Annotated in this window: 34 protein-coding genes; 4 read left to right on the top strand and 30 right to left on the bottom strand. The window is 63.7% G+C overall.

Annotated elements, in window-relative coordinates; genetic code table 11:
• Positions 1 to 32: 32 nt before the first annotated feature.
• From rpsM to ACTWLI_RS09810, 4 genes are all read right to left on the bottom strand, one after another.
• Entirely contained in the window at positions 33 to 410 is a 378-nt protein-coding gene (rpsM, locus tag ACTWLI_RS09825) for a 30S ribosomal protein S13 (protein WP_011775569.1), read from the bottom strand.
• A gap of 183 nt (positions 411 to 593) precedes the next feature.
• Entirely contained in the window at positions 594 to 707 is a 114-nt protein-coding gene (gene rpmJ / locus ACTWLI_RS09820; RefSeq protein WP_009358722.1) for a 50S ribosomal protein L36, read from the bottom strand.
• A 69-nt stretch (positions 708 to 776) separates the two neighbouring features.
• The gene (gene infA, locus ACTWLI_RS09815) at positions 777 to 998 is read right to left on the bottom strand and encodes a translation initiation factor IF-1 (protein ID WP_009358723.1); all 222 of its coding nucleotides are present in this window, start codon (positions 996 to 998) and stop codon (positions 777 to 779) included.
• A 170-nt stretch (positions 999 to 1,168) separates the two neighbouring features.
• Positions 1,169 to 2,230 carry a P1 family peptidase gene (locus ACTWLI_RS09810; RefSeq protein ID WP_445153690.1) on the bottom strand — a complete coding sequence of 354 codons (1,062 nt, stop codon included), beginning with the start codon at positions 2,228 to 2,230 and terminating at the stop codon, positions 1,169 to 1,171.
• A gap of 249 nt (positions 2,231 to 2,479) precedes the next feature.
• On the opposite strand from ACTWLI_RS09810, the gene ACTWLI_RS09805 reads away from it, so the two are divergent.
• The 3 genes from ACTWLI_RS09805 to ACTWLI_RS09795 all read left to right on the top strand — a co-directional run bounded on the left by ACTWLI_RS09805 (position 2,480) and on the right by ACTWLI_RS09795 (position 5,767).
• On the top strand, positions 2,480 to 3,430 hold the full coding sequence (locus ACTWLI_RS09805) for a carbohydrate ABC transporter permease (RefSeq protein WP_445153689.1): 951 nt from the start codon (positions 2,480 to 2,482) through the stop codon (positions 3,428 to 3,430).
• Entirely contained in the window at positions 3,427 to 4,353 is a 927-nt protein-coding gene (locus ACTWLI_RS09800) for a carbohydrate ABC transporter permease (RefSeq protein ID WP_445153688.1), read from the top strand. The genes ACTWLI_RS09805 and ACTWLI_RS09800 overlap by 4 nt, the downstream gene beginning before the upstream one ends.
• 67 nt (positions 4,354 to 4,420) lie before the next feature.
• The gene (locus ACTWLI_RS09795; protein WP_445153687.1) at positions 4,421 to 5,767 is read left to right on the top strand and encodes an ABC transporter substrate-binding protein; all 1,347 of its coding nucleotides are present in this window, start codon (positions 4,421 to 4,423) and stop codon (positions 5,765 to 5,767) included.
• 113 nt (positions 5,768 to 5,880) lie between these two features.
• Here ACTWLI_RS09795 and map read toward each other — a convergent pair whose 3' ends face one another.
• The 23 genes from map to rpsJ all read right to left on the bottom strand — a co-directional run bounded on the left by map (position 5,881) and on the right by rpsJ (position 18,951).
• A complete protein-coding gene (gene map / locus ACTWLI_RS09790) occupies positions 5,881 to 6,708 on the bottom strand; it encodes a type I methionyl aminopeptidase (protein WP_445153686.1) in 828 nt (275 codons plus the stop codon).
• Between the two features lie 103 nt (positions 6,709 to 6,811).
• The gene (locus ACTWLI_RS09785; RefSeq protein WP_445156156.1) at positions 6,812 to 7,381 is read right to left on the bottom strand and encodes an adenylate kinase; all 570 of its coding nucleotides are present in this window, start codon (positions 7,379 to 7,381) and stop codon (positions 6,812 to 6,814) included.
• Between the two features lie 5 nt (positions 7,382 to 7,386).
• Positions 7,387 to 8,697 (bottom strand): preprotein translocase subunit SecY, encoded by a 1,311-nt coding sequence (secY, locus tag ACTWLI_RS09780; protein ID WP_445153685.1) that lies wholly within the window; start codon positions 8,695 to 8,697, stop codon positions 7,387 to 7,389.
• Between the two features lie 186 nt (positions 8,698 to 8,883).
• Complete coding sequence (gene rplO, locus ACTWLI_RS09775) at positions 8,884 to 9,375, bottom strand: 50S ribosomal protein L15 (protein ID WP_445153684.1); 492 nt, start codon at positions 9,373 to 9,375, stop codon at positions 8,884 to 8,886.
• The gene (rpmD, locus tag ACTWLI_RS09770; protein WP_056626615.1) at positions 9,376 to 9,582 is read right to left on the bottom strand and encodes a 50S ribosomal protein L30; all 207 of its coding nucleotides are present in this window, start codon (positions 9,580 to 9,582) and stop codon (positions 9,376 to 9,378) included.
• 3 nt (positions 9,583 to 9,585) lie between these two features.
• A complete protein-coding gene (rpsE, locus tag ACTWLI_RS09765; RefSeq protein ID WP_200947943.1) occupies positions 9,586 to 10,266 on the bottom strand; it encodes a 30S ribosomal protein S5 in 681 nt (226 codons plus the stop codon).
• A gap of 26 nt (positions 10,267 to 10,292) precedes the next feature.
• Positions 10,293 to 10,676, bottom strand: coding sequence for a 50S ribosomal protein L18 (gene rplR, locus ACTWLI_RS09760; RefSeq protein WP_018773674.1), 384 nt, complete (start codon positions 10,674 to 10,676; stop codon positions 10,293 to 10,295).
• A 2-nt stretch (positions 10,677 to 10,678) separates the two neighbouring features.
• Positions 10,679 to 11,215, bottom strand: coding sequence for a 50S ribosomal protein L6 (rplF, locus tag ACTWLI_RS09755; RefSeq protein WP_056737815.1), 537 nt, complete (start codon positions 11,213 to 11,215; stop codon positions 10,679 to 10,681).
• An 18-nt stretch (positions 11,216 to 11,233) separates the two neighbouring features.
• Positions 11,234 to 11,632 carry a 30S ribosomal protein S8 gene (rpsH, locus tag ACTWLI_RS09750; RefSeq protein WP_056737814.1) on the bottom strand — a complete coding sequence of 133 codons (399 nt, stop codon included), beginning with the start codon at positions 11,630 to 11,632 and terminating at the stop codon, positions 11,234 to 11,236.
• 94 nt (positions 11,633 to 11,726) lie between these two features.
• The gene (gene rplE / locus ACTWLI_RS09745) at positions 11,727 to 12,308 is read right to left on the bottom strand and encodes a 50S ribosomal protein L5 (RefSeq protein ID WP_056737813.1); all 582 of its coding nucleotides are present in this window, start codon (positions 12,306 to 12,308) and stop codon (positions 11,727 to 11,729) included.
• Complete coding sequence (gene rplX, locus ACTWLI_RS09740; RefSeq protein WP_056737812.1) at positions 12,308 to 12,667, bottom strand: 50S ribosomal protein L24; 360 nt, start codon at positions 12,665 to 12,667, stop codon at positions 12,308 to 12,310. Before rplX ends, rplE begins: the two co-directional genes overlap by 1 nt.
• A gap of 3 nt (positions 12,668 to 12,670) precedes the next feature.
• Positions 12,671 to 13,039, bottom strand: a complete 369-nt coding sequence (gene rplN / locus ACTWLI_RS09735) for a 50S ribosomal protein L14 (RefSeq protein WP_003803789.1) — start codon at positions 13,037 to 13,039, stop codon at positions 12,671 to 12,673.
• Between the two features lie 556 nt (positions 13,040 to 13,595).
• On the bottom strand, positions 13,596 to 13,904 hold the full coding sequence (rpsQ, locus tag ACTWLI_RS09730; RefSeq protein WP_056737811.1) for a 30S ribosomal protein S17: 309 nt from the start codon (positions 13,902 to 13,904) through the stop codon (positions 13,596 to 13,598).
• Positions 13,901 to 14,230 carry a 50S ribosomal protein L29 gene (rpmC, locus tag ACTWLI_RS09725; protein ID WP_056737810.1) on the bottom strand — a complete coding sequence of 110 codons (330 nt, stop codon included), beginning with the start codon at positions 14,228 to 14,230 and terminating at the stop codon, positions 13,901 to 13,903. Before rpmC ends, rpsQ begins: the two co-directional genes overlap by 4 nt.
• A gap of 2 nt (positions 14,231 to 14,232) precedes the next feature.
• Positions 14,233 to 14,649 (bottom strand): 50S ribosomal protein L16, encoded by a 417-nt coding sequence (gene rplP, locus ACTWLI_RS09720; protein WP_056737809.1) that lies wholly within the window; start codon positions 14,647 to 14,649, stop codon positions 14,233 to 14,235.
• A complete protein-coding gene (gene rpsC / locus ACTWLI_RS09715) occupies positions 14,650 to 15,480 on the bottom strand; it encodes a 30S ribosomal protein S3 (RefSeq protein ID WP_445153683.1) in 831 nt (276 codons plus the stop codon). It abuts the gene before it with no gap.
• The gene (gene rplV, locus ACTWLI_RS09710; protein ID WP_056737807.1) at positions 15,481 to 15,846 is read right to left on the bottom strand and encodes a 50S ribosomal protein L22; all 366 of its coding nucleotides are present in this window, start codon (positions 15,844 to 15,846) and stop codon (positions 15,481 to 15,483) included.
• 38 nt (positions 15,847 to 15,884) lie between these two features.
• Positions 15,885 to 16,166 carry a 30S ribosomal protein S19 gene (gene rpsS / locus ACTWLI_RS09705; protein ID WP_018773666.1) on the bottom strand — a complete coding sequence of 94 codons (282 nt, stop codon included), beginning with the start codon at positions 16,164 to 16,166 and terminating at the stop codon, positions 15,885 to 15,887.
• A 12-nt stretch (positions 16,167 to 16,178) separates the two neighbouring features.
• The gene (gene rplB / locus ACTWLI_RS09700) at positions 16,179 to 17,018 is read right to left on the bottom strand and encodes a 50S ribosomal protein L2 (RefSeq protein ID WP_056737806.1); all 840 of its coding nucleotides are present in this window, start codon (positions 17,016 to 17,018) and stop codon (positions 16,179 to 16,181) included.
• A 29-nt stretch (positions 17,019 to 17,047) separates the two neighbouring features.
• Positions 17,048 to 17,353, bottom strand: a complete 306-nt coding sequence (rplW, locus tag ACTWLI_RS09695; protein ID WP_011692807.1) for a 50S ribosomal protein L23 — start codon at positions 17,351 to 17,353, stop codon at positions 17,048 to 17,050.
• Positions 17,350 to 17,970, bottom strand: a complete 621-nt coding sequence (gene rplD / locus ACTWLI_RS09690) for a 50S ribosomal protein L4 (protein ID WP_445153682.1) — start codon at positions 17,968 to 17,970, stop codon at positions 17,350 to 17,352. Before rplD ends, rplW begins: the two co-directional genes overlap by 4 nt.
• 4 nt (positions 17,971 to 17,974) lie before the next feature.
• Positions 17,975 to 18,625, bottom strand: a complete 651-nt coding sequence (gene rplC / locus ACTWLI_RS09685; RefSeq protein ID WP_003803812.1) for a 50S ribosomal protein L3 — start codon at positions 18,623 to 18,625, stop codon at positions 17,975 to 17,977.
• A 17-nt stretch (positions 18,626 to 18,642) separates the two neighbouring features.
• Positions 18,643 to 18,951, bottom strand: a complete 309-nt coding sequence (gene rpsJ / locus ACTWLI_RS09680) for a 30S ribosomal protein S10 (protein WP_003803825.1) — start codon at positions 18,949 to 18,951, stop codon at positions 18,643 to 18,645.
• Between the two features lie 396 nt (positions 18,952 to 19,347).
• On the opposite strand from rpsJ, the gene ACTWLI_RS09675 reads away from it, so the two are divergent.
• The gene (locus ACTWLI_RS09675; RefSeq protein WP_445153681.1) at positions 19,348 to 20,775 is read left to right on the top strand and encodes a GH1 family beta-glucosidase; all 1,428 of its coding nucleotides are present in this window, start codon (positions 19,348 to 19,350) and stop codon (positions 20,773 to 20,775) included.
• Positions 20,776 to 20,800: 25 nt separating this feature from the next.
• On the opposite strand, the gene ACTWLI_RS09670 is transcribed toward ACTWLI_RS09675, so the two are convergent.
• From ACTWLI_RS09670 to fusA, 3 genes are all read right to left on the bottom strand, one after another.
• Positions 20,801 to 20,926 carry a hypothetical protein gene (locus ACTWLI_RS09670; RefSeq protein ID WP_445153680.1) on the bottom strand — a complete coding sequence of 42 codons (126 nt, stop codon included), beginning with the start codon at positions 20,924 to 20,926 and terminating at the stop codon, positions 20,801 to 20,803.
• Between the two features lie 140 nt (positions 20,927 to 21,066).
• On the bottom strand, positions 21,067 to 22,257 hold the full coding sequence (gene tuf, locus ACTWLI_RS09665) for an elongation factor Tu (RefSeq protein ID WP_056737804.1): 1,191 nt from the start codon (positions 22,255 to 22,257) through the stop codon (positions 21,067 to 21,069).
• A gap of 264 nt (positions 22,258 to 22,521) precedes the next feature.
• The gene (gene fusA / locus ACTWLI_RS09660) at positions 22,522 to 24,636 is read right to left on the bottom strand and encodes an elongation factor G (RefSeq protein WP_056737803.1); all 2,115 of its coding nucleotides are present in this window, start codon (positions 24,634 to 24,636) and stop codon (positions 22,522 to 22,524) included.
• Positions 24,637 to 24,691: the final 55 nt, after the last annotated feature.

Genomic DNA, 24,691 nt, shown 5'->3' with positions numbered 1-24,691 from the left:
ACCGCCTGGCGGTTCTAGGTGGCGATTGGGATTTAGCGTCCGGCCTTCTTCTTGCCGGCGACGGTCCGCTTCGGACCCTTACGGGTACGGGCGTTGGTCTTCGTACGCTGGCCGCGTACGGGCAGGCCCTTGCGGTGGCGCAGGCCTTCGTAGCTGCCGATCTCGACCTTGCGGCGGATGTCGGCGGCTACCTCGCGGCGAAGGTCACCCTCAACCTTGTAGTTGCCTTCAATGTAGTCACGCAGCTGGACCAGTTCGGCGTCCGTCAGGTCCTTGACCCGAACGTCAGCGCTGATGCCGGTGGCAGCCAGGGTTTCGTGTGCACGGGTCTTGCCCACGCCGTAGATGTAAGTAAGCGCAATTTCCAGCCGCTTTTCGCGGGGAATGTCTACGCCAGCGAGACGAGCCATAGTGGCAGTGCTCCTTGAATAAACCGGAGGTCGTAGGCAGTACACCCGCACAATCCGTACGGCCCCAGCCTCCGACCGGGGGTTAGCTGTCCGGACTCGTTGATGCTTAGCGTCCCAGATCAGCTTGTGCTGCCTTTATTTACTTGCGTGGGTTAGCAACCCAGGGTTTTCCGGTGAAGGAAATTAGCCCTGGCGCTGCTTGTGGCGCGGGTTCTCGCAGATCACCATGACCCGGCCATTACGGCGGATCACTTTGCACTTTTCGCAGATCTGCTTGACGCTCGGCTTGACCTTCATGGCGTTCCTTTGCGTGTTGCAGTTGGTCAGCTGGACCGGCCACCGGCTGTTGCCGCGGCCGCCCAGTGTTTACTTGTAGCGGTAGACGATACGACCACGCGTCAGGTCGTAAGGGCTCAGCTCCACCACTACGCGGTCCTCAGGGAGAATCCTGATGTAGTGCTGGCGCATCTTTCCAGAGATGTGTGCCAGAACGATGTGCTTGTTGGTGAGCTCAACGCGAAACATCGCGTTAGGCAGCGCCTCGGTCACAACGCCCTCGATCTCAATGACCCCGTCCTTCTTGGCCATACCCTCCGCTAACTGTTGTTGCCACAGCCTCCTCCGGCTCGCACCGGTGGCCACTGCGGACGCTTTTTGATTGCTTGGCTGCAGCCACCAGGCCACAAAAGGGCACAACAGGGCAGACAACCAACAGTCAACACTACGGCATTGCGGGCCGAATGTTAAATCCAGCCATGCTAGCGCACCTCGTCCCGGTATGCACGGAAACGCCCCGCCGGCGTCTCCACATCCGACGCGGCCGCTATCCCGTCGAGGACGGCCAGCCGCACGGCATCGGCGGCCGCGCTTTGCAGGGTAATCAGGCTCAATTGCCGCACAGCGTCGGTGCCGCGGTCCAGCGCGACGCCGCCCGTGGCGAGGCAAAAGACGGTGTCCCCGTCGGCGAGTGTGTGGCTCGGGTTCAGCGCCCGGGCCAGGCCCGCGTGGGCTGCGGACGCCGTTCGTTTGCACTCTGCCTTGTCCAGGATCGCGTTCGTTGCAACGACGACGAGTGTCGTGTTCAGCGGGGGTCCGCCTAGTTCGGCCGGCGGCGCATCCGAAACCCCCCGCGTGCTCGCTCCTTCGTCGCTTAGACGCACGCTTCCGGGTTCCGGATGCGTCGCCCGCTCCGGTTCTGTGACGTTGCCGGGTTCCACCCGTTGCGGCGATGTGCTAAACGGCAGGCCCATCGCGTTGACTACGGCTAGTGCGCCGACCACGACCGGCCCTTCTGCTGAGATGTTGTCCAGGGTGAGCGATGCCGTACCCACTCCTCCTTTGTATTGGCCCCGGCCGATGAGGGCTCCGGTGCCGGCTCCGGTGTTGCCGCGGTCGACGTCGTGGCCGGCCGGGCGGGAGGCGGCGTCGGCGGTGGCCGCGTAGCCCATGGCCGCGTCCGGGCGGGCGCCGAAGTCGCCGCCGCGTCCGACGTCGAAAATGGCCGCCGCCGGGACGATCGGCACCACACCGCCGGGCACCGCGAAACCGCGGCCGTGTTCCTCGCACCAGCGCTGGGCGCCCTGCGCGGCCGCGAGCCCGAAGGCGCTGCCGCCCGTCAGCACCACCGCGTCGACGGCGTTAGTCAGGGTGGTCGGATCCAGCGCGTCCGTTTCGTGCGTGCCGGGGCCGCCGCCGCGCACATCGACGGAGCCGACGGTGCCCGGCGGCAGCAGGACCGCGGTCACCCCGCTCAACCATCCCTCCCCCATCCTGGAGGCCTGGCCCACCAGGATTCCCGGCACGTCCGTGATAGCAGTCATGGCTCCATTGTGGGCCACCGCGGACCCGGCCGGCAGCTGTCAGCGGGAAAGCGGCTCCCCTTCCCCGACGGCAGGCAAACGGTGTGGAATACTGCAACCAACAACAGGTAAACGGGCAAGGAAGCCTGGCATAACAAAGCTCTGACAATGCCTTGTGCGGGGTTCCGCCCACCGTCTGTGTGGTGAAGTGTTATTGATCCCCCGCCCAACCGCCTGCCCGCTGCAGGCCCGGATCCGTTAGAGACCCCTATGACTAGACAACTGACCGACCGTCCCGCGGCTGCCGCCGGGACCGTCGCCTCGGACCGGCGCAGGGGACGCTGGTCCGCCAGGACACGCCGGGACTTTATCGTTTTCCTCGCGCTGGCGCTGCCGAACCTGGCACTGATCGCAGTGTTCACCTACCTGCCGCTGATCAACAACATTTACTACTCCACCCTGGACTGGACCCTCGGCTCCGCCTCGGCCACCGTCGTCGGCTTCGACAACTACATCAACTTCTTCACCAGCGCCGACGCCCCGAAGGTGCTCGGCACCACGGCCATCTTCACGCTGGTCACCGTCGGCGGCTCCATGGTGCTCGGCCTGCTGGTGGCCCTGGCGCTGAACTCCAAGGTCCGCGGCACCACCTTCGCCCGGTCCGCCGTCTTCGCCCCCTACGTCCTCAGCGGCGTCGGCGTCGGGCTGGTCTGGCTGTTCATCTTCGATCCCGGCTACGGCGTGCTGTCCTGGCTGCTGCGCGGCATCGGCCAGGAGAGCCCGCAATGGATCAACGACCCGCAGCTGTCCCTGGTGATGGTCATCATCGTCTACATCTGGAAGAACCTCGGCTACTGCGCCGTCGTCTACCTCGCCGGGCTCCAGTCGCTGCCCCAGGATGTGATGGAGGCGGCGTCGCTCGACGGCGCCAGCGGGTTCCGCCGCTTTGTCAGCATGGCAATTCCGTTGCTCTCCCCCACCACGTTCTTCCTGCTGATCACCACCATGCTCAGTTCCCTCCAGGCCTTCGACCTGATCCGGATCATGACCCCGCTGGGCAACGGCACGTCCACCCTGATTTACGAGGCATACCTCCAGGCCTTCGGCGCCTTCAACCGGGCCGGCTACTCCGCCTCGATCTCCGTTGTCCTCTTCGCCATCCTCCTGGTCATCACCGTGCTCCAGGTGCGGTTCGTCGAACGGAAGGTGCACTACTCGTGAGCACGCTCTCCCCCGTCAACCCCGATCCCGCCGCCAACGCCGGACCCGCCGCCGGGCCGGACACGCCGCCGCAGCGGCCGCGTCCGCTGTCCCGCGCCAACCTGGTGCAGACGATCGCCGGCGGCTACGTCCCGCTCCTGCTCGCGACGCTCGTCGTCGTCCTTCCGCTGCTCTGGATGGTGCTGAGTTCCCTCAAGCAGCCCGGCGAGATTGTCACCACCGACCTGAAGATCCTGCCGGAGAGCGTGAACCTGGATAACTACCGCGTCGCCATGACGACGGTGCCGTTCGCCCAGTTCTTCGTGAACAGCCTGATCGTCACCACGGTGGGCTCCACGGTGAAAGTCATCCTGGCCATCCTGACCGCCTACGCGCTCGTCTTCGTCCGGTTTCCGTTCAAGAACGCCATTTTCATCATCATCCTGGTCGCGCTCATGGTGCCGCCGCAGGTGTCCATCCTGCCCAACTACATCCTGATCGCAGGCCTAGGCGGGAAGAACACCCTCTGGGGCATCATCCTTCCCGGCCTCGGCACCGCCTTCGGCACCTTCCTGCTGCGCCAGCACTTTCTCACGCTGCCCGGCTCCATCCTGGAGGCTGCCGAGATCGACGGCGCCGGGCACTGGCGGCGGCTCTGGCAGGTCGTCGTGCCGGTCTCCGGCCCTTCCATCGCCACAGTGGCCCTGGTGACCGTGGTCAGCGAATGGAACGACTACATCTGGCCGCTGATCATCACCGACCGGCCGGAGACGATGACCCTGCCGGTCGGGCTGACCCTGCTGCAGAACTCCGAGGGCAACGGTTCCGGCTGGGGCATTCTGATGGCCGGTGCGGTGCTGGTCATCGTGCCGATCCTGCTGGTCTTCGCCGCCCTGCAGCGCTACATCGTCGCAGGCCTGACCCAGGGCAGCGTCACGGGCTAGGGCCCGGCTGCCCGTCTCCGAACATTTCCACCGTCACAACAAGTCAGCACCCTTGAGAGGATCCACCATGGCAAGAAACCTTGACCGCCGACACTTCCTTGGCCTGGCCGGCGCCGGAGCCGGTGCCGCAGCCCTGGCTGCCTGCGGCGGACCGTCCACCGGAGGCGGCACCGCCGGGTCCGGCGCGGCCGACATCGACTTCAGCGGCGTGAAGCCGGCTTCCTCGATCGATTTCTGGACCAACCACCCGGGCAAGTCCCAGGATGTCGAGAAGGCGATTATCGAGAAGTTCCAGGCCAAGTACCCGGAGATCAAGGTCAACCTGGTCACCGCCGGGGCCAACTACGAGGAAATCGCGCAGAAGTTCCAGACCTCGCAAGCGGCGAAGTCGGCGCTGCCGGGCCTCGTCGTGCTCTCCGACGTCTGGTGGTTCCGCTACTACACCAACGGCAACATCATCCCCCTCGACAGCCTGATCAAGCAGCTGGACATCAAGGTCGATGACTTCCAGAAGTCACTCGTTGCGGACTACAAGTACGCGGACAAGCAGTGGGCGCTCCCCTACGGCCGTTCCACCCCGCTCTTCTACTACAACAAGGACCACTTCAAGGCCGCCGGCCTGCCGGACCGGGCACCCAAGACGTGGCAGGAGTTCGGCGAGTGGGCTCCCAAGCTCAAGGCCGCCTCCGGGGCGCAGTACGCGTACATTTACCCGGCCCTGGCCGGCTACGCGGGCTGGACCCTGCAGAACAACCTGTGGGGCTGGGGCGGCAGCTGGTCCAACGAGTGGACCATCAACTGCGATTCCACTGAATCCGTCGAGGCCCTGCAGTGGGCCCAGGATTCGATCTACAAGGACAAGTGGGCGGGTGTCTCTTCCAAGGAGGCAGCCGACGACTTCGCCGCCGGCATCACCTCCACCACGATCGCCTCCACCGGTTCCCTGCTCGGCGTTCTGAAGTCGGCGAAGTTCAACGTCGGCGTCGGCTTCCTGCCGGGCGGACCCAAGAACGAAACCGGGGTCTGCCCGACCGGCGGCGCCGGCCTCGGCATCCCGAGCGGTGTCAGCAAGGAGGTCCAGCTGGCCGCTGCCACGTTCCTGAAGTTCATGACCGAGCCGGAGAACACCGCGGCGTTCTCCGCCGCCACCGGCTACATGCCCACGCGCACGTCCGCGGACATGTCCGCCGTGCTGTCCAAGACGCCGCAGATCAAGACGGCCATCGACCAGCTCGCGGTCACCCGCATCCAGGACAACGCCCGCGTCTTCCTGCCCGGCGCCGACCAGGAGATGGCCAAGGCCGCCGCGAAGATCCTCACCCAGCAGGGCGACGTGAAGGCCACCATGACGGAGCTGAAGGGCACCCTCGAGGGCATCTACACGAAGGACGTCAAGCCCAAGCTGAAGAGCTGACGCCCCCGCGGGACGCAAAATCCCTGGCGCTGCCGGTATTCCGGCAGTGCCAGGGATTTTTTGTGCCCGGGGATCGTCGCCCGCCCGCGCTGCCCGGGGACGTCAAGGGGACGTTAGGGAATCGGGACGGGGACGACGCCGAGAGGGGCCAGTTTCGCTGCCCCACCGTCCGGGGCGGACAGCACCCAGATGCCCTTTTCGTGCACCGCGACCGAGTGCTCCCATTGGCAGGAGCGCTTCCCGTCGGTGGTCACGACAGTCCAGTCGTCCTCCAGGACGGCGGTGTCGATGCTGCCGCGGACCAGCATCGGCTCGATCGCCAGGCACAGGCCCGGGCGGATCTTGGGGCCGCGGTGGTTCGTCCGGTAGTTCAGCACGTCCGGCGGCATGTGCATTTCGGAGCCGATCCCGTGGCCGACGTAATCCTCCAGGATCCCCAGCGGTTTGCCCGGGACCGAGGAGACGTAGTCGTCGACGGCGTTGCCGATGTCGCCGACGAACTTGCCGGTGGCCAGGGCGGCGATGCCGTGCCACATGGCGGCCTCGGTGACGTCGGAGAGCCGCTGGTCCTCGGGATCCGCGGTGCCCACGATCACGGTCCGGGCCGAGTCGGAGTGCCAGCCGTCCACGATCGCACCGCCGTCGATCGAGATGATGTCGCCGTCGTGCAGCACCCGGTCACCGGGGATGCCGTGCACGACCTCTTCGTTCACCGAGGTGCAGATGGTGGCCGGGAAGCCGTGGTAGCCGAGGAAGTTCGACTTCGCCCCGGCTTCCTGCAGCACGCCGGCGAAGACGGCGTCGAGTTCACGGGTGGTCACTCCGGGCGCCGCGGCGGCGACGGCGGCATCCAGGGCACGGGACAGGACCAGCCCCGCCTCGTGCATCGTGCGCATCTGGGCGTTGGTCTTGTATTCAATGCGGGGCTGGCCGAATGCCATGCTCAGCGTCCTTTCGGTGGTGCCGCAGCGGCTGGGGCTGCGGAAAAATGGCTGAGGCTCCTCCCGGCACAGCGGGAGGAGCCTCTAGCAGTGGCGGGGCCGGTCAGGCGGACTGCGCCGCTTTGATGGCCTGCATGACACGGTCGGTGACCTCGTCGATGCCGCCGATGCCGTCGACCTGGGTGAGGATGCCGCGGTCGGCATACTTGCCGACGACGGCCTCGGTCTGGCCGTGGTACAGGTCCAGCCGGTGCCGGATGACGGCTTCGTTGTCATCGCTGCGGCCGGTTTCCTTGGCCCGGCCCAGGAGGCGCTTGACCAGTTCTTCGTCGTCGGCGGTGAGCTGCAGGACAACATCGAGCTTCTGGTCGCCGTCGGCCAGGATCGCGTCGAGGTAGTCGACCTGCGCAGTGGTGCGCGGGTAACCGTCGAGCAGGAAGCCCGCTTCGACGTCGTCTTCGGTGAGCCGGTCACGGACCATCTTGTTCGTCACGCTGTCCGGAACGAAGTCCCCCGCGTCCATGTACTTCTTGGCTTCGATGCCGAGCGGCGTCTCACCCTTGACGTTGGCCCGGAAAATATCGCCGGTGGAGATCGCAACGACGCCGAGGCGCTCCGAAATGCGTTCCGCCTGCGTTCCCTTGCCGGAACCGGGAGGTCCGATAATCAACATTCTCGTCATCGCAAAAGCCCTTCGTAGTGACGCTGCTGTAGCTGCGCATCAATCTGCTTGACGGTCTCCAAACCGACGCCGACCATGATCAGGATCGAGGTGCCGCCGAACGGGAAGTTCTGGTTGGCATTGATCAGGACCAAGGCGATCAGCGGGATCAGGGCCACGAAGCCCAGGTAGATCGCGCCGGGCAAGGTAATCCTGGAAAGCACATACTGCAGGTAGTCCGCCGTCGGCTTGCCGGCACGGATGCCCGGAATGAAGCCGCCGTACTTCTTCATGTTGTCAGAAACTTCCTCAGGGTTGAAAGTGATCGCAACATAGAAGTAAGTGAAGAACACAATCATGGCGAAGTACAGGGCCATGTAGATCGGGTGGTCCCCCCGGGTCAGGTTGTTGTTGATCCACTCGACCCACGGGGCCACGGGCTCGCCGGGCTTGGGCTGGTTGAACTGCGCGATGAGGCCCGGCAGGTACAGCATCGAGGACGCGAAGATGACGGGCACGACGCCGGCCATGTTCACCTTGATCGGGATGTACGTGCTGGTGCCGCCCACGGTGCGGCGGCCGATCATGCGCTTGGCGTACTGGACCGGAATGCGGCGCTGGGACTGCTCCACGAAGACCACGAGGGCCACGGTCAGCAGGCCGATGGCGAGCACCATGAAGAAGGTGCCCGGGCCCTGCGCGCTCCAGATCGCCCCGAGGGAGGTCGGGAAGCCGGCGGCAATGGAGGTGAAGATGAGCAGGGACATGCCGTTGCCGACGCCCTTCTCGGTCACGAGCTCGCCCATCCACATGATCAGGCCGGTGCCGGCCGTCAGGGTGATGATGATGAGGATCGTGGTGATGATGCTGGAGTCAGGAATGATCGGCAGCTGGCAGTTGGGCAGCAGCTGGCCCGAACGCGCGAGCGACACCAGGGTCGTGGCGTTCAGCAGGCCCAGCGCGATGGTCAGGTACCGGGTGTACTGCGTCAGCTTGGACTGGCCCGAGGCGCCTTCGTCGTAGAGCTGCTGGAAGCGGGGAATGACCACGCGCAGCAGCTGGACGATGATGCTGGCCGTGATGTACGGCATGATCCCGAGCGCGAAGATCGAGACCTGCAGCAAGGCGCCGCCGCTGAACAGGTTGACGAGCTGGTAGATCCCGCCCGTGGTCTGACCGTTCTGCAAACATTGCTGGACATTCTGGTAGTTCACACCAGGCGAGGGGATGAAGGCACCCAAGCGAAAGATTGTGATGATTCCCAGCGTGAACAACAACTTGCGTCGCAGATCAGGCGTGCGAAAGGCCCGGCCAAATGCGCTAAGCAAGCGTCCTCCTGAGTAATAAGTAAAGTCGTGTGAGATAGGTCAAATAAACCCAACAACCGAGTCTAACGGGTGGATGCGCCCGGCGAACAATCGACGGGCCCCCGGGGCAAGAAAAAACTCCCGGTTCCAGGGCCGAGGGCCCCGGAACCGGGAGTTTCAACAACGGGCGTTTGCCCCGCCGGCTCCTTAGAGCGCGGTGGTGCTGCCGCCCGCTGCGGCAATCTTTTCTGCGGCGCTGGCCGAGAATGCGTGGACGGTGACGTCAACCTTGACGGTGATATCGCCGGTACCGAGGATCTTGACGGGCTGGTTCTTGCGAACGGCACCCTTCTCGACCAGGTTCTCCACGGTGACTGCGCCACCTTCCGGGAACAGCTCGTTGAGCTTGTCCAGGTTTACCACCTGGTACTCAACCCGGAACGGGTTCTTGAAGCCGCGCAGCTTCGGCAGGCGCATGTGCAGCGGCAGCTGGCCGCCGGCAAAGCCAGCCTTGACCTGGTAGCGGGCTGCAGTACCCTTCGTGCCACGACCGGCGGTCTTACCCTTGGAGCCTTCACCACGACCAACACGGGTCTTGGCGGTCTTGGCACCCGGGGCGGGACGCAGGTGGTGAACCTTCAGTGCGTTCTGCTTCTCAGCGGCGCTCTGTGCCTTGTCGGCGGTGTTCTTCTCTGCCATTTACTTCGCCTCCTCTACCTTTACCAGGTGCGGAACCGTGTTGAGCATTCCCACGGTCACGGCGTCGGCGGTGCGGACAACGGTGTGTCCGATCCGCTTCAGGCCGAGGGACCGAAGGGTGTCGCGCTGGTTCTGCTTGCCGCCAATGGCGGACTTGATCTGAGTGATCTCCAACTGGGCGTCGGAGGGAATCAGGTTCTTAGCCATGACTCAGACACCTGCCTTCTGGTTGAGCAGTGCGCGCACCAGGGCCTGCGGAGCAACCTCGTCCAGCGGCAGGCCGCGGCGTGCTGCCACGGATGCCGGCTCTTCGAGGCGCTTCAGCGCGTCAACAGTCGCGTGAACGATGTTGATGGCGTTGGAGGAACCGAGCGACTTGGAGAGGATGTCGTGGATGCCCACGCACTCCAGTACTGCACGGACCGGACCGCCGGCGATAACACCGGTACCGGCGGAAGCCGGACGCAGCATGACGACGCCTGCGGCGGCCTCACCCTGTACGCGGTGCGGGATGGTGCTGCCGACGCGGGGAACGCGGAAGAAGGACTTCTTGGCTTCTTCAACGCCCTTCGCGATGGCGGCGGGAACTTCCTTAGCCTTGCCGTAGCCGACGCCGACCATGCCGTTGCCGTCACCGACGACGACGAGAGCGGTGAAGCTGAAGCGACGACCACCCTTGACGACCTTGGAGACACGGTTGATGGTTACGACGCGCTCTACGAACTGGCTCTTCTCGGCTTCGCGGCCGCCGTCACGGCCACCACGGCCGCCACGGTCGCCACGGCCCTGGCCGCGGTCGCCACGCTCACCACGACGGGCACCGCCGCGGCGGTCGTCGGTGGTAGCAGGCGCAGCGGTCTCAGTTGCCGGAGCAGCTACAGCTTCAGTCACCTGAATGTCCTTTTCGTTATTTTCGGTCACAGTGCCAGCCCACCTTCACGTGCGCCGTCGGCGACGGCGGCGATCCGGCCGTGGTACTTGTTGCCACCGCGGTCGAAGACAACAGCTTCGATGCCTGCAGCCTTGGCACGCTCGGCAACGAGCTCGCCAACGCGCTTGGCCTTGGCGGTCTTGTCACCGTCGAATGCACGAAGGTCGGCTTCCAGAGTGGACGCGCTCGCTACGGTCAGGCCCTTGGTGTCATCGACAACCTGGACGAATACGTGGCGGGCGGAACGGTTGACGACCAGACGCGGACGAACAGCCGTACCGGAGATGCGCTTGCGGATACGAAGCTGGCGGCGGCTGCGCTGGGCAGACTTGCTCTTGTTCGTACGCTTCTTGTTAATTGCGATGGCCATGGTTACTTACCAGCCTTTCCGACCTTGCGGCGGATGACTTCGCCGGCGTAACGGATGCCCTTGCCCTTGTAGGGGTCCGGCTTCCGCAGCTTGCGAATGTTGGCAGCAACCTCGCCGACCTGCTGCTTGGAAATGCCTGAGACAGAGAGCTTGGTCGGGGTCTCTACTGCAAAGGTGATGCCGTTCGGAGCCGAGACGTTGACCGGGTGGCTGTAGCCCAGAGCGAACTCCAGGTCAGAACCCTTGGCCTGGACGCGGTAACCGGTACCGACAATCTCAAGCTTCTTCTCGTAGCCTGCGGTGACACCCTGGATCATGTTGGCGATCAGGGTGCGGGTCAGGCCGTGCAGCGAACGGGAGGCGCGCTCGTCGTTCGGGCGGGCGACGGTCAGGGTGCCGTCTTCCAGGGTGACCTCGATCGGGCTGGCCACAGTGTGGCTCAGCTCGCCCTTGGAACCCTTGACGGTGACGACAGAGCCGTCAACCTTGACCTCAACGCCGGCAGGAACGGTGATGGGGAGACGTCCAATACGTGACATTATTCTCTTCCTTTCCCGTTACCAGACGTACGCGAGGACTTCGCCGCCCACGCCCTTCTTGCCGGCCTGCTTGTCAGTCAGGAGGCCGGAAGAGGTGGACAGGATTGCGATACCCAGGCCACCCAGCACGTGCGGCAGGTTGGTGGACTTCGCGTAAACGCGGAGACCCGGCTTGGAAATACGACGAACGCCAGCGATGGAACGCTCGCGGTTCGGACCGAACTTGAGCTCGAGGGTCAGCTTCTTGCCAACCTCCGCGTCTTCTTCCTTCCAGGAGGCGATGAAGCCTTCGGCCTTCAGGATGTCGGCAACGCGTGCCTTGAGCTTGCTGTACGGCATGGACACGGAATCGTGGTATGCCGAGTTAGCGTTGCGCAGACGCGTGAGCATATCTGCGACAGGATCTGTCATAGTCATGTGGGCTCTTGCCCTTCCTCATAACGGTTTCCGCTGCGGCGGCGTCCCGAACACTGTCGGAAAGCGGCGCAGCCGGACCTTTTACGTAGTTAGATTAGTCTTCGGTCTTGAACGGGAAGCCAAGCGCCTTGAGCAGCGCGCGGCCTTCGTCGTCGGTCTTGGCAGTGGTCACGACGGTGATGTCCATACCGCGAACGCGGTCAATGGAATCCTGGTCGATCTCGTGGAACATAACCTGCTCGGTCAGACCGAAGGTGTAGTTGCCGTTGCCGTCGAACTGCTTGCCGCTGAGGCCCCGGAAGTCGCGGATACGCGGCAGTGCCAGCGTGACCAGACGGTCCAGGAATTCCCACATGCGGTCGCCACGCAGGGTTGCGTGCGCGCCGATCGGCATGCCTTCGCGCAGTTTGAACTGGGCGATCGACTTGCGGGCCTTGGTTACCTGCGGCTTCTGGCCGGTGATCAGGGTCAGATCGCGGACAGCGCCGTCGATCAGCTTGGAGTCCTTAGCGGCATCTCCAACACCCATGTTCACAACGACCTTCACCAGACGGGGAACCTGGTTGACGTTCTCGTACTTGAATTCCTCAACGAGCGCGCTCTTGATGGAATCCGCGTACTTGGTCTTCAGACGAGGAACGATCTTGCTTGCCGGAGTCTCGAGAGTCTCAGTCATTAGATGTCCTTCCCTGAGCTCTTGGCCACGCGGACACGCACTTCACGCTTCACGCCATTGCGCTCAACGGTCTCGGTGCGGAAACCGACGCGGGTGGGCTTCTTGGTGGACGGGTCAACCAGAGCCACGTTGGAGATGTGGATTGAAGCCTCGACGACCTCGATGCCACCGGTCTTGGTGCCGCGCTGCGACTGACCGACGCGGGTGTGCTTGGTTACGCGGTTGATGCCTTCGACCAGCACGCGGTTGGTCTCCGGGAAAACGCGCAGAACCTTGCCCTGCTTGCCACGGTCGCCGCCGCGCTCAGCCTTGGCGCCAGTGATGACCTGAACGAGGTCACCCTTCTTGATCTTAGCCATGGACTAGAGCACCTCCGGAGCCAGCGAAACGATCTTCATGAACTTCTTGTCGCGAAGTTCACGACCAACCGGTCCGAAGATACGGGTACCGCGGGGGTCACCGTCGTTCTTCAGGATCACAGCTGCGTTCTCGTCAAACTTGATGTAGGAACCATCCGCACGGCGGCGTTCCTTCTTGGTACGGACGATGACAGCCTTGACGACGTCGCCCTTCTTTACGTTGCCGCCCGGAATTGCGTCCTTGACGGTAGCGACGATCACGTCGCCAATGCCTGCGTAGCGACGGCCGGATCCACCGAGAACGCGAATGGTAAGGATTTCCTTAGCACCCGTGTTGTCGGCGACCTTGAGTCGCGACTCCTGCTGAATCACTATTTACTCCTTGCGTCGCGCCGGTTCTCAGGCCGTGATCTTGCTACGGAATGAGCCTTGCGGAACGGTTGATCGGGGTGTCTCTTGACCTGACTGGATTTTGCCAGACCAGGCCTAAACGCCCGTGCCAAAAACAGTTGCTCCCGGGCGCGCTGGGCGCGAGGGGGCACTATGCCGTGGCACGATTGTTTACGAGGTTGACGATGGCACACGAAAGGCGCCATACAAACTCAAAATCTTAGCACGGACGGGCCCCCTCCGTAGAATCGGCCCATACCACAGGGACCCTCCCCACGCCGCCCCAAAGCGCGAACGGGCACTTCAGGCCCGCGACTCGCCAGCCCCCACCCCGCCCCAAGGCGCGAACGGGCACTTGGGGCCCGGGAGCCGGCGTGCAGCGGGGCCCCAAGTGTACGTTCGCGCCCTGGGGAGCCGGCGGGCAGGGGCCCGAAGTGTACGTTCGCGCGGGGTGCAGGGGTCCCGGGAACGGCGAAACCCCCGCTCCCAGGAGGAACGGGGGTTTCGGTTCAGCGTCCCGGAGGGGATGCTGCAGGTGTTACTTGGCCTTCTCGAGGATCTCCACCAGACGCCACCGCTTGGTAGCGGAGAGCGGGCGGGTCTCGGCGAGGAGCACCAGGTCGCCGATGCCGGCGCTGTTCTCTTCGTCGTGAGCCTTGATCTTCGTGTTGCGGCGCATGACCTTGCCGTAGAGGGCGTGCTTCACACGGTCTTCGACCTGGACAACGATGGTCTTTTCCATCTTGTCCGAGACGACGTAACCGCGCTTCGTCTTACGGTAACCGCGCTCGTCAGCCTTGGCTGCGTCGGAAACAGTTTCCGTCACGTTCTCGTCCTTTTCACTCACTTGGCGTCCTCCTCGGTCTCAACCGTTTCAGCCTTGTCAGCCTTCTTGGTCGCAGCCTTCTTGGACTTCTTTTCTTCCTTGGCTTCCACAACCGGTGCGGCAACCTCGGCACGAATGCCCAGCTCGCGCTCACGGAGAACGGTGTAGATGCGTGCGATGTCCTTCTTTACCGCGCGCAGGCGACCGTGGTTCTCCAGCTGGCCGGTGGCGGACTGGAAACGCAGGTTGAACAGCTCTTCCTTGGACTTGCGGAGTTCTTCAACGAGACGCTCGTTGTCGAAACCGTCCAGCTGTGCGGGTGCGAGATCCTTCGACCCTACTGCCATTTCTATTCACCACCTTCGCGACGCACAATGCGTGCCTTCAACGGGAGCTTGTGGATTGCCAGGCGCAGGGCCTCGCGAGCTACCTCTTCATTAACACCGGAGAGTTCGAAGAGAACCCGGCCCGGCTTGACGTTTGAGACCCACCATTCCGGAGAACCCTTACCGGAACCCATGCGGGTTTCGGCCGGCTTCTTGGTCAGCGGACGGTCCGGGTAGATGTTGATCCAGACCTTGCCGCCACGCTTGATGTGGCGGGTCATCGCGATACGGGCGGATTCGATCTGCCGGTTGGTGACGTATGCCGGGCTCAGAGCCTGGATACCCCACTCGCCGAACGAAACCTCGGTGCCGCCCGTGGCAGCGCCGGAACGACCCGGGTGGTGCTGCTTACGGTGCTTGACTCGACGTGGGATAAGCATTTAAGCCTGTCCTCCTTCTACAGCGGCAGGAGCCGCCTCAGCTGCCGGTGCTTCGGCAGCAGGTGCTGCGTCAGCGGCCGGACGGTCGTTACGACGACGGCGGTCACCACGGTCGGCGCCACCCGGGCGGCCCGGACGATCGCCGCCACGGCCGCGGGACGGAGCAGCAGCTGCCTGCTGGGCCAGTTCCTTGGCGGTGACGTCACCCTTGTAGATCCAGACCTTCACGCCGATACGGCCGAAGGTGGTCTTGGCCTCGTAGAAGCCGTAGTCGATGTTCGCGCGGAGGGTGTGCAGGGGCACACGGCCTTCGCGGTAGAACTCCGAGCGGGACATTTCTGCGCCGCCCAGTCGACCCGAGCACGCGATACGGATGCCCTTGGCACCTGCACGCTGTGCGGACTGCATGGCCTTCTTCATCGCACGGCGGAACGCCACGCGGGAAGTCAGCTGCTCCGCAACACCCTGGGCAACAAGCTGGGCTTCCATCTCGGGGTTCTTGACCTCGAGGATGTTCAGCTGGACCTGCTTGCCGGTGAGCTTTTCGAGCTCGCCGCGGATGCGGTCGGCCTCGGCGCCGCGGCGGCCGATTACGATGCCCGGACGTGCCGTGTGGATGTCCACGCGGACACGGTCGCGGGTGCGCTCGATCTCAACCTTGGCGATGCCGGCGCGCTCCATGCCCGTGGACATGAGCTGGCGGATGCGGATGTCCTCACGGACGAAGTCCTTGTACCGCTGGCCGGACTTGGTGCTGTCGGCGAACCAGTGCGATACGTGATCGGTGGTGATGCCGAGTCGGAACCCGTGCGGGTTTACTTTCTGTCCCACTTAGCGAGCCTCCTCTTTCTCCGGGGTAGCGACTACCACGGTGATGTGGCTCGTGCGCTTCTTGATCTGAAATGCACGACCCTGGGCACGCGGCTGGAACCGCTTCATGGTCGGGCCTTCATCAACAAACGCTTCGCTGATGATGAGGTCACCTTCGTCAAACGCGACGCCGTCGCGGTCCGCGAGGACCCGGGCGTTGGCGATTGCCGACTGAACTACCTTGAATACCGGCTCCGAAGCTGCCTGCGGGGCAAACTTCAGAATTGCCAGAGCCTCGTTCGCTTGCTTCCCACGAACAAGGTTGACGACGCGCCGGGCCTTCATAGGCGTTACGCGGATGTGGCGCGCAATAGCCTTGGCTTCCATTGCTTTCCTTCTCTCGTCTTTGACGTAAGCGCAGGCGCCTAGCGGCGCTTGCCCTTACGGTCGTCCTTGACATGGCCGCGGAAAGTCCGCGTGGGAGCGAATTCGCCGAGCTTGTGCCCGACCATCGACTCAGTGACAAACACCGGGATGTGCTTGCGTCCGTCGTGCACGGCGATCGTGTGGCCGAGCATGTCGGGGACGATCATCGAACGGCGGGACCAGGTCTTGATGACGTTCTTGGTGCCCTTTTCGTTTTCCCTGGCTACCTTCACAAAGAGGTGCTGGTCAACGAAAGGACCTTTTTTCAGGCTGCGTGGCATGTGTCCAGGCTCCTATCGCTTGTTCTTGCCAGTACGACGGCGACGCACAATAAGCTTGTCGCTCTCTTTGTTGGGACGGCGGGTGCGGCCTTCGCGCTTACCGTTGGGGTTGACGGGGTTACGCCCACCGGACGTCTTACCCTCACCACCACCGTGCGGGTGGTCAACCGGGTTCATGGCGACACCACGGACGGTCGGGCGGACGCCCTTCCAGCGCATACGGCCGGCCTTGCCCCAGTTGATGTTCGACTGCTCGGCGTTGCCGACCTCGCCGACGGTTGCGCGGCAGCGCACGTCAACGTTGCGGATTTCGCCGGAGGGCAGACGCAGCTGGGCGAAGCGGCCTTCCTTGGCAACGAGCTGGATCGATGCGCCGGCGGAGCGGCCCATCTTGGCGCCGCCACCCGGGCGCAGTTCGACTGCGTGGATAACGGTACCGACCGGGATGTTGCGCAGCGGCAGGTTGTTGCCGGGCTTGATGTCAGCGTCGGCACCCGCTTCCACGGTGTCACCCTGGGCCAGCTTGTTCGGGGCGATGATGTAACGCTTGGTGCCATCAACGTAGTGCAGGAGGGCGATGCGAGCCGTGCGGTTCGGATCGTACTCGATTTCGGCAACGCGGGCGTTGACGCCGTCCTTGTCGTGGCGACGGAAGTCGATCAGACGGTACTGGCGCTTGTGTCCACCACCCTTGTGACGGGTCGTGATCTTACCGGTGTTGTTACGGCCACCCTTTTTCGGGAGGGGACGTACCAACGACTTTTCCGGCGTCGACCGCGTGATTTCGGTGAAGTCCGCTACGCTCGAGCCACGACGGCCCGGGGTAGTCGGCTTGTATTTACGGATTCCCATAATTTATTTCCTCGTTAAAGTGGTCTCCGCTACGCGAGCGGACCGCCGAAGATGTCGATAGTGCCTTCTTTGAGGGTCACAATGGCACGCTTGGTGTTCTTGCGGGTACCCCATCCGAATTTGGTGCGCTTGCGCTTACCGGCACGGTTGATGGTGTTGATCGATTCGACCTTGACGGAGAAGATCTTCTCCACGGCCAGCTTGATCTCGGTCTTGTTCGACCGGGGGTCCACCAGGAAGGTGTACTTGCCCTCGTCGATCAGGCCGTAGCTCTTTTCCGAGACGACGGGTGCAAGCACGACGTCGCGCGGGTCCTTGATGGTGGCTGCACTCACTTGGCATCCTCCTCGTTCTTTGCAGCCTTGCCAGCAACGAATGCTTCGTAGGCAGCGTTGGTGAAGACTACGTCGTCCGAAACGAGCACGTCGTAGGTGTTCAGCTGGTCTGCGTACAGAACGTGAACATCCTGGAGGTTGCGCACGGACAGTGCGGCAACGTCCTCGGCGCGGTCGATGACAACGAGCAGGTTCTTACGCTCGGAGACGCCACGCAGCGCGGCCAGGGCTTCACGGGAGGACGGCTTGGTGCCGGCGACCAGTTCAGCAATGACGTGGATGCGGCCGTTGCGGGCGCGGTCAGAGAGAGCGCCGCGCAGGGCAGCAGCAATCATCTTCTTGGGGGTGCGCTGGCTGTAGTCACGCGGCGTCGGGCCGTGGACGATGCCACCACCGGTCATGTGAGGAGCACGGATGGAACCCTGACGGGCGCGGCCGGTGCCCTTCTGCTTGAACGGCTTGCGACCTGCACCGGAAACCTCGGCGCGGGTCTTGGTCTTGTGGGTACCCTGGCGAGCAGCAGCGAGCTGGGCAACGACGACCTGGTGCAGCAGCGGCACGTTGGTCTGAACGTCGAAGATCTCTGCAGGCAGGTCAACCTTGACAGTGCTAGTCATTGAACTAGGCTCCCTTCACGGCGGTGCGTACGAGTACGACCTGGCCGCGGGCGCCGGGGACGGCACCCTTGATCAGGAGCAGCGACTTCTCGACGTCAACCGCGTGGACCGTGAGGTTCAGCGTGGTGTGACGCACGGCGCCCATGCGGCCGGCCATTTTCATGCCCTTGAAGACGCGGCTCGGGGTGGATGCGCCACCGATGGAACCGGGCTTACGGTGGTTCTTGTGGGCACCGTGGGAAGCTCCAACGCCGTGGAAGCCGTGACGCTTCATAACACCGGCGAAGCCCTTACCCTTGGTGGTGCCAACGACGTCGATCTTCTGGCCGGCTTCGAAGAGCTCAACGGAGAGCTCCTGGCCCAGCTCGTAAGAGTCAGCATCTGCGGTGCGCAGTTCTACGACGTGGCGGCGAGGCGTGACGCCTGCCTTTTCAAAGTGACCAGCCAGCGGCTTGGTGACCTTGCGGGGATCGATCTGGCCGTAGCCGATCTGAACGGCGACGTAGCCATCAGTCTCTGCGTTGCGCAGCTGCGTGATGACGTTCGAGTCTGCCTGGACCACAGTGACGGGGATGAGCTTATTGTTCTCGTCCCAGACCTGGGTCATGCCGAGCTTCGTGCCCAGCAGGCCCTTTACGTTACGGGTTGCGGTCATAGTCTCTCAGCACCTCCCTACAGCTTGATTTCGATGTTCACGTCGGCCGGCAGGTCGAGACGCATGAGCGAGTCGACGGCCTTGGGCGTGGGATCGATGATGTCGATAAGACGCTTGTGCGTGCGCATTTCAAAGTGCTCGCGGCTGTCCTTGTACTTGTGCGGAGAGCGGATAACGCAGTACACGTTCTTCTCCGTCGGCAGCGGCACGGGGCCAACTACAGTTGCGCCTGCGCGCGTGACCGTCTCAACGATCTTCCGGGCTGAAACGTCAATGACCTCGTGGTCGTATGACTTCAGCCGGATGCGGATTTTTTGTCCCGCCATGTCGCCTGACTCTCTTTCAGTCTGTGCTTCCCCTGGTTAGGGCTGCCCTGTTCACTTACTCGTTGTATGGCTGCCGAAGCATTTGAAGTCGTAACTACCATCAGCCGCACAAGCTGAATCCGGATGAATCCGGGTTCCTCAACCTGCCGGCCAACCGACCCCCGCGGTCGGGCGTGTCGCGCTTTTCACGCGTACTCGTCCGCAATTCCTTGGGGAGTGGGTTATGTTTGGGCTCTTACCTGGACCCTGGCACCCGGCATTATCCGGATCGGGACGCGAAAGAGCGCTTGAACAACTCATCTAGTATGCCGGAATTAATCCGCAGAAGCGAATCAGCCCCCGGCCCGGGCCGTCGTCGTGATTGCCTTCGGCAACGGCCGGGACGAAGATAGGGGCATGACCGTGCAGGATTCCCCGGATGTCCGCACCCTTGCCGCCCGGCTGAGGCCGGGCTTCGTGCTGGGGGTGGCCTCCGCGGCGTTCCAGATCGAAGGTTCACTGGCAGCAGGCGGCCGCGGCCCCTCCGGCTGGGATGCCTTTGCGGAGAAGCCCGGGACCATCTGGGACGGCCACTCCCCCGCCGTTGCCTGCGACCACTACAACCGTGCGGACGAAGACGTCCGCCTGATGCGCGAACTGGGGATCGACTCCTACCGCTTTTCCATCTCGTGGCCGCGGATCCAGCCGGACGGGACCGGAGCGTTCAACCCCGAGGGCCTGGACTTCTACGACCGGCTGATCGACCGGCTGCTCGAAGCCGGGATCGCGCCGATGGCGACGCTGTACCACTGGGACACGCCGCTTCCCCTTGAGCACCGGGGCGGCTGGCTGAACCGTTCGACGGCGGAGCGGTTCGCCGACTACAGCGCTGAGGCCGGCGCCCGGTTCGGAGACCGGGTGACGCAGTGGGTGACGCTGAACGAGCCCGCCTCGGTGACCCTGAACGGCTATGCCCTGGGCGTCCACGCGCCCGGCCACGACCTGCTCTTCAATGCCCTGCCGTCGGTCCACCACCAGCTGCTGGCCCACGGCCTAGCGGTCCAGGCGCTCCGCGCCGCCGGGGTCTCGGGGGCGGTCGGCGTGACCAACCTGCACTCGCCGGTGCGCCCGGCCAGCGGCTCGATCGCGGACCGGCTGCTGGCGAAGGTCTTCGACCTGGGACTGAACCGCATCTACGCGGACCCGGTCCTGCTTGGCAATTACCCGAAGCCGCCGCTGGCCGCACGCCCCTGGTTCCGGTCCCTGGGCCGGATCTCCGACGCCGACCTTCGCACCATCCACCAGCCACTGGACTTCTACGGCCTGAACTACTACTACCCGGTGAAGGTGGCCGCGGGCCGCGGAACTGCGGAGAGCCCGGTCGGCACCGCGGAGGCGATGGCGCGGCTGCCGTTCCACTTTGCCGCCTACCCGGAGTACGAGACCACGGGCTTTGGCTGGCCGGTCGCACCGGACCACCTGGGTCCGCTGCTGCGGGAGATGAAGGACCGGTACGGGGCGGCCCTCCCGCCGCTCTATATCACCGAGAGCGGCGCCAGCTTCCCCGAACCGGACCACGTAGAGGGTCCGGTGCCCGACGCCGGGCGGATCGGGTACCTTGCCGGGCACCTGGACCAGGCCCTGGCCGCGACCGCGCCGGGCGGAGTCGCCGAGGACGTCGAGCTGCTCGGATACTACGTCTGGACGCTGATGGACAATTTCGAGTGGGCCGCCGGCTACTCGCAGCGCTTCGGCCTGGTCCACGTGGATTTCGACACCCAGGCACGGACCCCGAAGGAGTCGTTCTACTGGTACCAGGCACTCAGCCGGGCCCGACGGCGGTAGCCGGACACCGGCGCCCGCCGGCTGCCTACCGGTTTTTGTTGGCGCGGTTGATCCGTTTGGCCCGCTCGATCTCGTGCCGGAAGTACTTCTTGGCCCACAGGCCTCCCCCGGCGACGACCGCAACCACCACCAGGAAAATGATCCATTCCATGCCGGACTCCTTTCTCCACCTGCAACCGTAGCAGGGGATTAAACAGAACAGCCCCGCTGCAGTGCAGCGGGGCTGTTCCTACCCATCCGGTGGCCGTCAGACGGCCAGCCGGGCGGGGATCAAGCTCTGATCAGCAAGAGTTACTTGATGATCTTGGTGACGCGTCCCGAACCAACGGTGCGGCCGCCTTCGCGGATAGCGAAGCCGAGGCCCTCTTCCATAGCGATCGGCTGGATCAGCGCAACGGTCATCTCGGTGTTGTCACCGGGCATAACCATTTCGGTGCCTTCCGGCAGGGTGATAACGCCGGTCACGTCCGTGGTGCGGAAGTAGAACTGCGGGCGGTAGTTGGAGTAGAACGGGTTGTGACGTCCGCCTTCGTCCTTGGAGAGGATGTAGACGTTGGCCTCGAAGTCGGTGTGCGGGGTGATGGAACCCGGCTTGACGACAACCTGGCCACGCTCGACATCGTCGCGCTTCAGACCGCGGAGCAGGAGGCCACAGTTCTCGCCGGCCCATGCTTCGTCGAGCTGCTTGTGGAACATCTCGATACCGGTAACCGTGGTCTTCTGGACCGGGCGGATGCCGACGATCTCGACCTCGGAGTTGATGGCGAGGGTTCCACGCTCGGCGCGGCCCGTAACAACGGTGCCACGGCCGGTGATCGTGAAGACGTCTTCGATCGGCATCAGGAACGGCTTGTCACGGTCACGTACGGGGTCCGGAACGGACTCGTCGACGGCTTCCATGAGGTCCTCGATGGACTTGACCCACTCCGGGTCACCTTCCAGGGCCTTGAGGCCGGAAACGCGGATGACCGGGGCGTTGTCGCCATCGAAGCCCTGCGAGCTGAGCAGCTCACGAACTTCCATTTCGACGAGGTCGAGGAGTTCCTCGTCCTCAACCATGTCAGCCTTGTTCAGCGCGACCAGCAGGTAGGGAACGCCAACCTGGCGGGCGAGCAGAACGTGCTCGCGGGTCTGGGCCATCGGGCCGTCAGTGGCGGCAACCACGAGGATTGCACCGTCCATCTGGGCAGCACCGGTGATCATGTTCTTGATGTAGTCAGCGTGACCCGGGGCGTCTACGTGTGCGTAGTGGCGCTTCTCGGTCTGGTACTCAACGTGGGAGATGTTGATGGTAATGCCGCGCTGACGCTCTTCGGGTGCAGAGTCGATCGACGCGAAGTCACGCTTTTCGTTGAGAGACGGGTACTTGTCGTACAGTACCTTGGAAATGGCGGCCGTCAGCGTCGTCTTACCGTGGTCAACGTGACCAATGGTACCGATGTTAACGTGCGGCTTAGTCCGCTCGAACTTTGCCTTTGCCACAGGTTCCTCCTAGAACGTTTTCAAATGACTTGCCCTTCGCCCGCGCTTGTCGCGGCCGAAACTCCAGCAAGTCTACTTGGGGGGCTTTGGTTTGGTGAAATTGCAGAGTCAGGAACTAATACTAGTGCCTAGCGCCTGTTCGCGCTGGCGGCCGGCCCGGCCTGGCCGGACTGCAGCCGACCGGAATCCGGCCGCCAGCGCCAGGTGAATTTCCTGTGGAGGAAACGCACCCGAGTTGTGAAGTTGCTGCGTGCAGTCCGGAGACTACTCGCCGCGGCTCTTCTGGATGATCTCGTCGGCAACTGCCTTCGGGACCTCGGCGTAGCTGTTGAACGTCATGGAGTACACAGCGCGACCCTGGGTCTTCGAACGCAGGTCACCGATGTAGCCGAACATGCCGGACAGCGGAACGTGCGCGCGGATGACCTTGACGCCCTGGGCATCTTCCATGGACTGCATCTGGCCACGGCGGGAGTTGAGGTCACCGATAACTTCACCCATGTATTCCTCAGGGGTGCGGACCTCGACATCCATCAGCGGTTCAAGCAGGACAGGGTTCGCCTTGCGTGCAGCTTCCTTGAAAGCCATACGGCCGGCGATCTTGAACGCCATTTCCGAGGAGTCAACATCGTGGTAAGCGCCGTCAATCAGCGTTGCCTTGATGCCGACGACCGGGTAACCGGCCAGGACGCCGTCGTTCAGCGCATCCTGGATACCCGCGTCAACGGACGGGATGTATTCGCGCGGAACGCGGCCACCGGTGACCTTGTTCTCGAACTCGTACATCTCGCCTTCGGAAGTGTCCAGCGGCTCGATGGCGATCTGGATCTTTGCGAACTGGCCCGAACCACCGGTCTGCTTCTTGTGCGTGTAGTCGTGACGCTCCACAGCACGCTTGATGGTTTCGCGGTAGGCGACCTGGGGCTTGCCCACGTTTGCCTCGACCTTGAATTCGCGGCGCATGCGGTCCACCAGGATGTCCAGGTGGAGCTCGCCCATGCCGGCGATGATGGTCTGGCCGGTGTCTTCGTTGAGGGAGACCTGGAAGGTCGGGTCCTCAGCGGAGAGCTTCTGGATGGCCGTGGAGAGCTTCTCCTGGTCACCCTTGGTGTTCGGCTCGATCGCAACCGAGATCACGGGCTCCGGGAAGCTCATGGACTCGAGGACGATCTGGTTGGCCGCATCGCACAGGGTGTCGCCCGTGGTGGTGTCCTTCAGGCCGATCGCTGCGTAGATGTGGCCTGCGGTAGCGCCGTCAACCGGCATTTCCTTGTTGGCGTGCATCTGGAACAGCTTGCCGATGCGCTCCTTCTTACCCTTGGTGGAGTTGACCACCTGGGCGCCCGCTTCGACGTGACCGGAGTACACGCGGATGAAGGTGAGCTGGCCGAAGAAGGGGTGCGCGGCGATCTTGAACGCCAGTGCGGAGAACGGCTCGTCAGCGGAAGGCTTACGGGTCAGTTCCTTCTCTTCGTCGCGAGGATCGTGGCCGACCATCGGGGGGACGTCGAGCGGGTTCGGCAGGTAGTCCACGACGGCGTCGAGCATCGGCTGGACGCCGCGGTTCTTGAACGCGGAGCCGCAGAAGACCGGGTAGAGCTCGGAGTTGATCGTCATCTTGCGGATGCCGGCCTTGAGCTCGTCGATCGTGATCTCTTCGCCCTCGAGGTACTTCTCCATGAGCTCTTCGGAGGACTCGGCGACGGTCTCAACGAGGGCCGCGCGGTACTCCTCGGCCTTTTCCTTGAGGTCGGCCGGGATTTCCTGGATCTCGTACTTGGCACCCATGGTGACGTCACCCTTGGAGTCGCCGGGCCACACCAGGGAGCGCATGTAGAGCAGGTCGACGACGCCGATGAAGTCGTTCTCGGCGCCGATCGGCAGCTGCATGACGAGCGGCTTGGCACCGAGGCGGCTGATGATGGTGTCAACGGTGAAGTAGAAGTCAGCGCCGAGCTTGTCCATCTTGTTGACGAAGCAGATGCGCGGGACGTTGTACTTGTCGGCCTGGCGCCACACAGTCTCGGACTGCGGCTCCACGCCTTCCTTGCCGTCGAACACGGCGACGGCACCGTCGAGGACGCGCAGGGAGCGCTCAACCTCAACCGTGAAGTCCACGTGGCCGGGGGTGTCAATGATGTTGATCTGGTTGTTTTCCCAGAAGCAGGTCACGGCGGCAGACGTGATGGTGATGCCGCGTTCCTTCTCCTGTTCCATCCAGTCGGTGGTCGACGCGCCGTCGTGCGTTTCGCCGATCTTGTGGTTCACACCCGTGTAGAACAGGATGCGCTCGGTAGTAGTGGTCTTGCCGGCATCAATGTGGGCCATGATGCCGATGTTGCGGACCTTGCTAAGGTCGGTAAGCACGTCCTGTGCCACGGTGTCTCCCTTTCGGATGGACTGCACGTTCGCCGCCGACTCGGTTGAGCCGGCG

It is taken from the genome of Arthrobacter sp. Hor0625, assembly GCF_052567525.1.
This window is presented reverse-complemented; position numbering and strand designations above follow the sequence as displayed.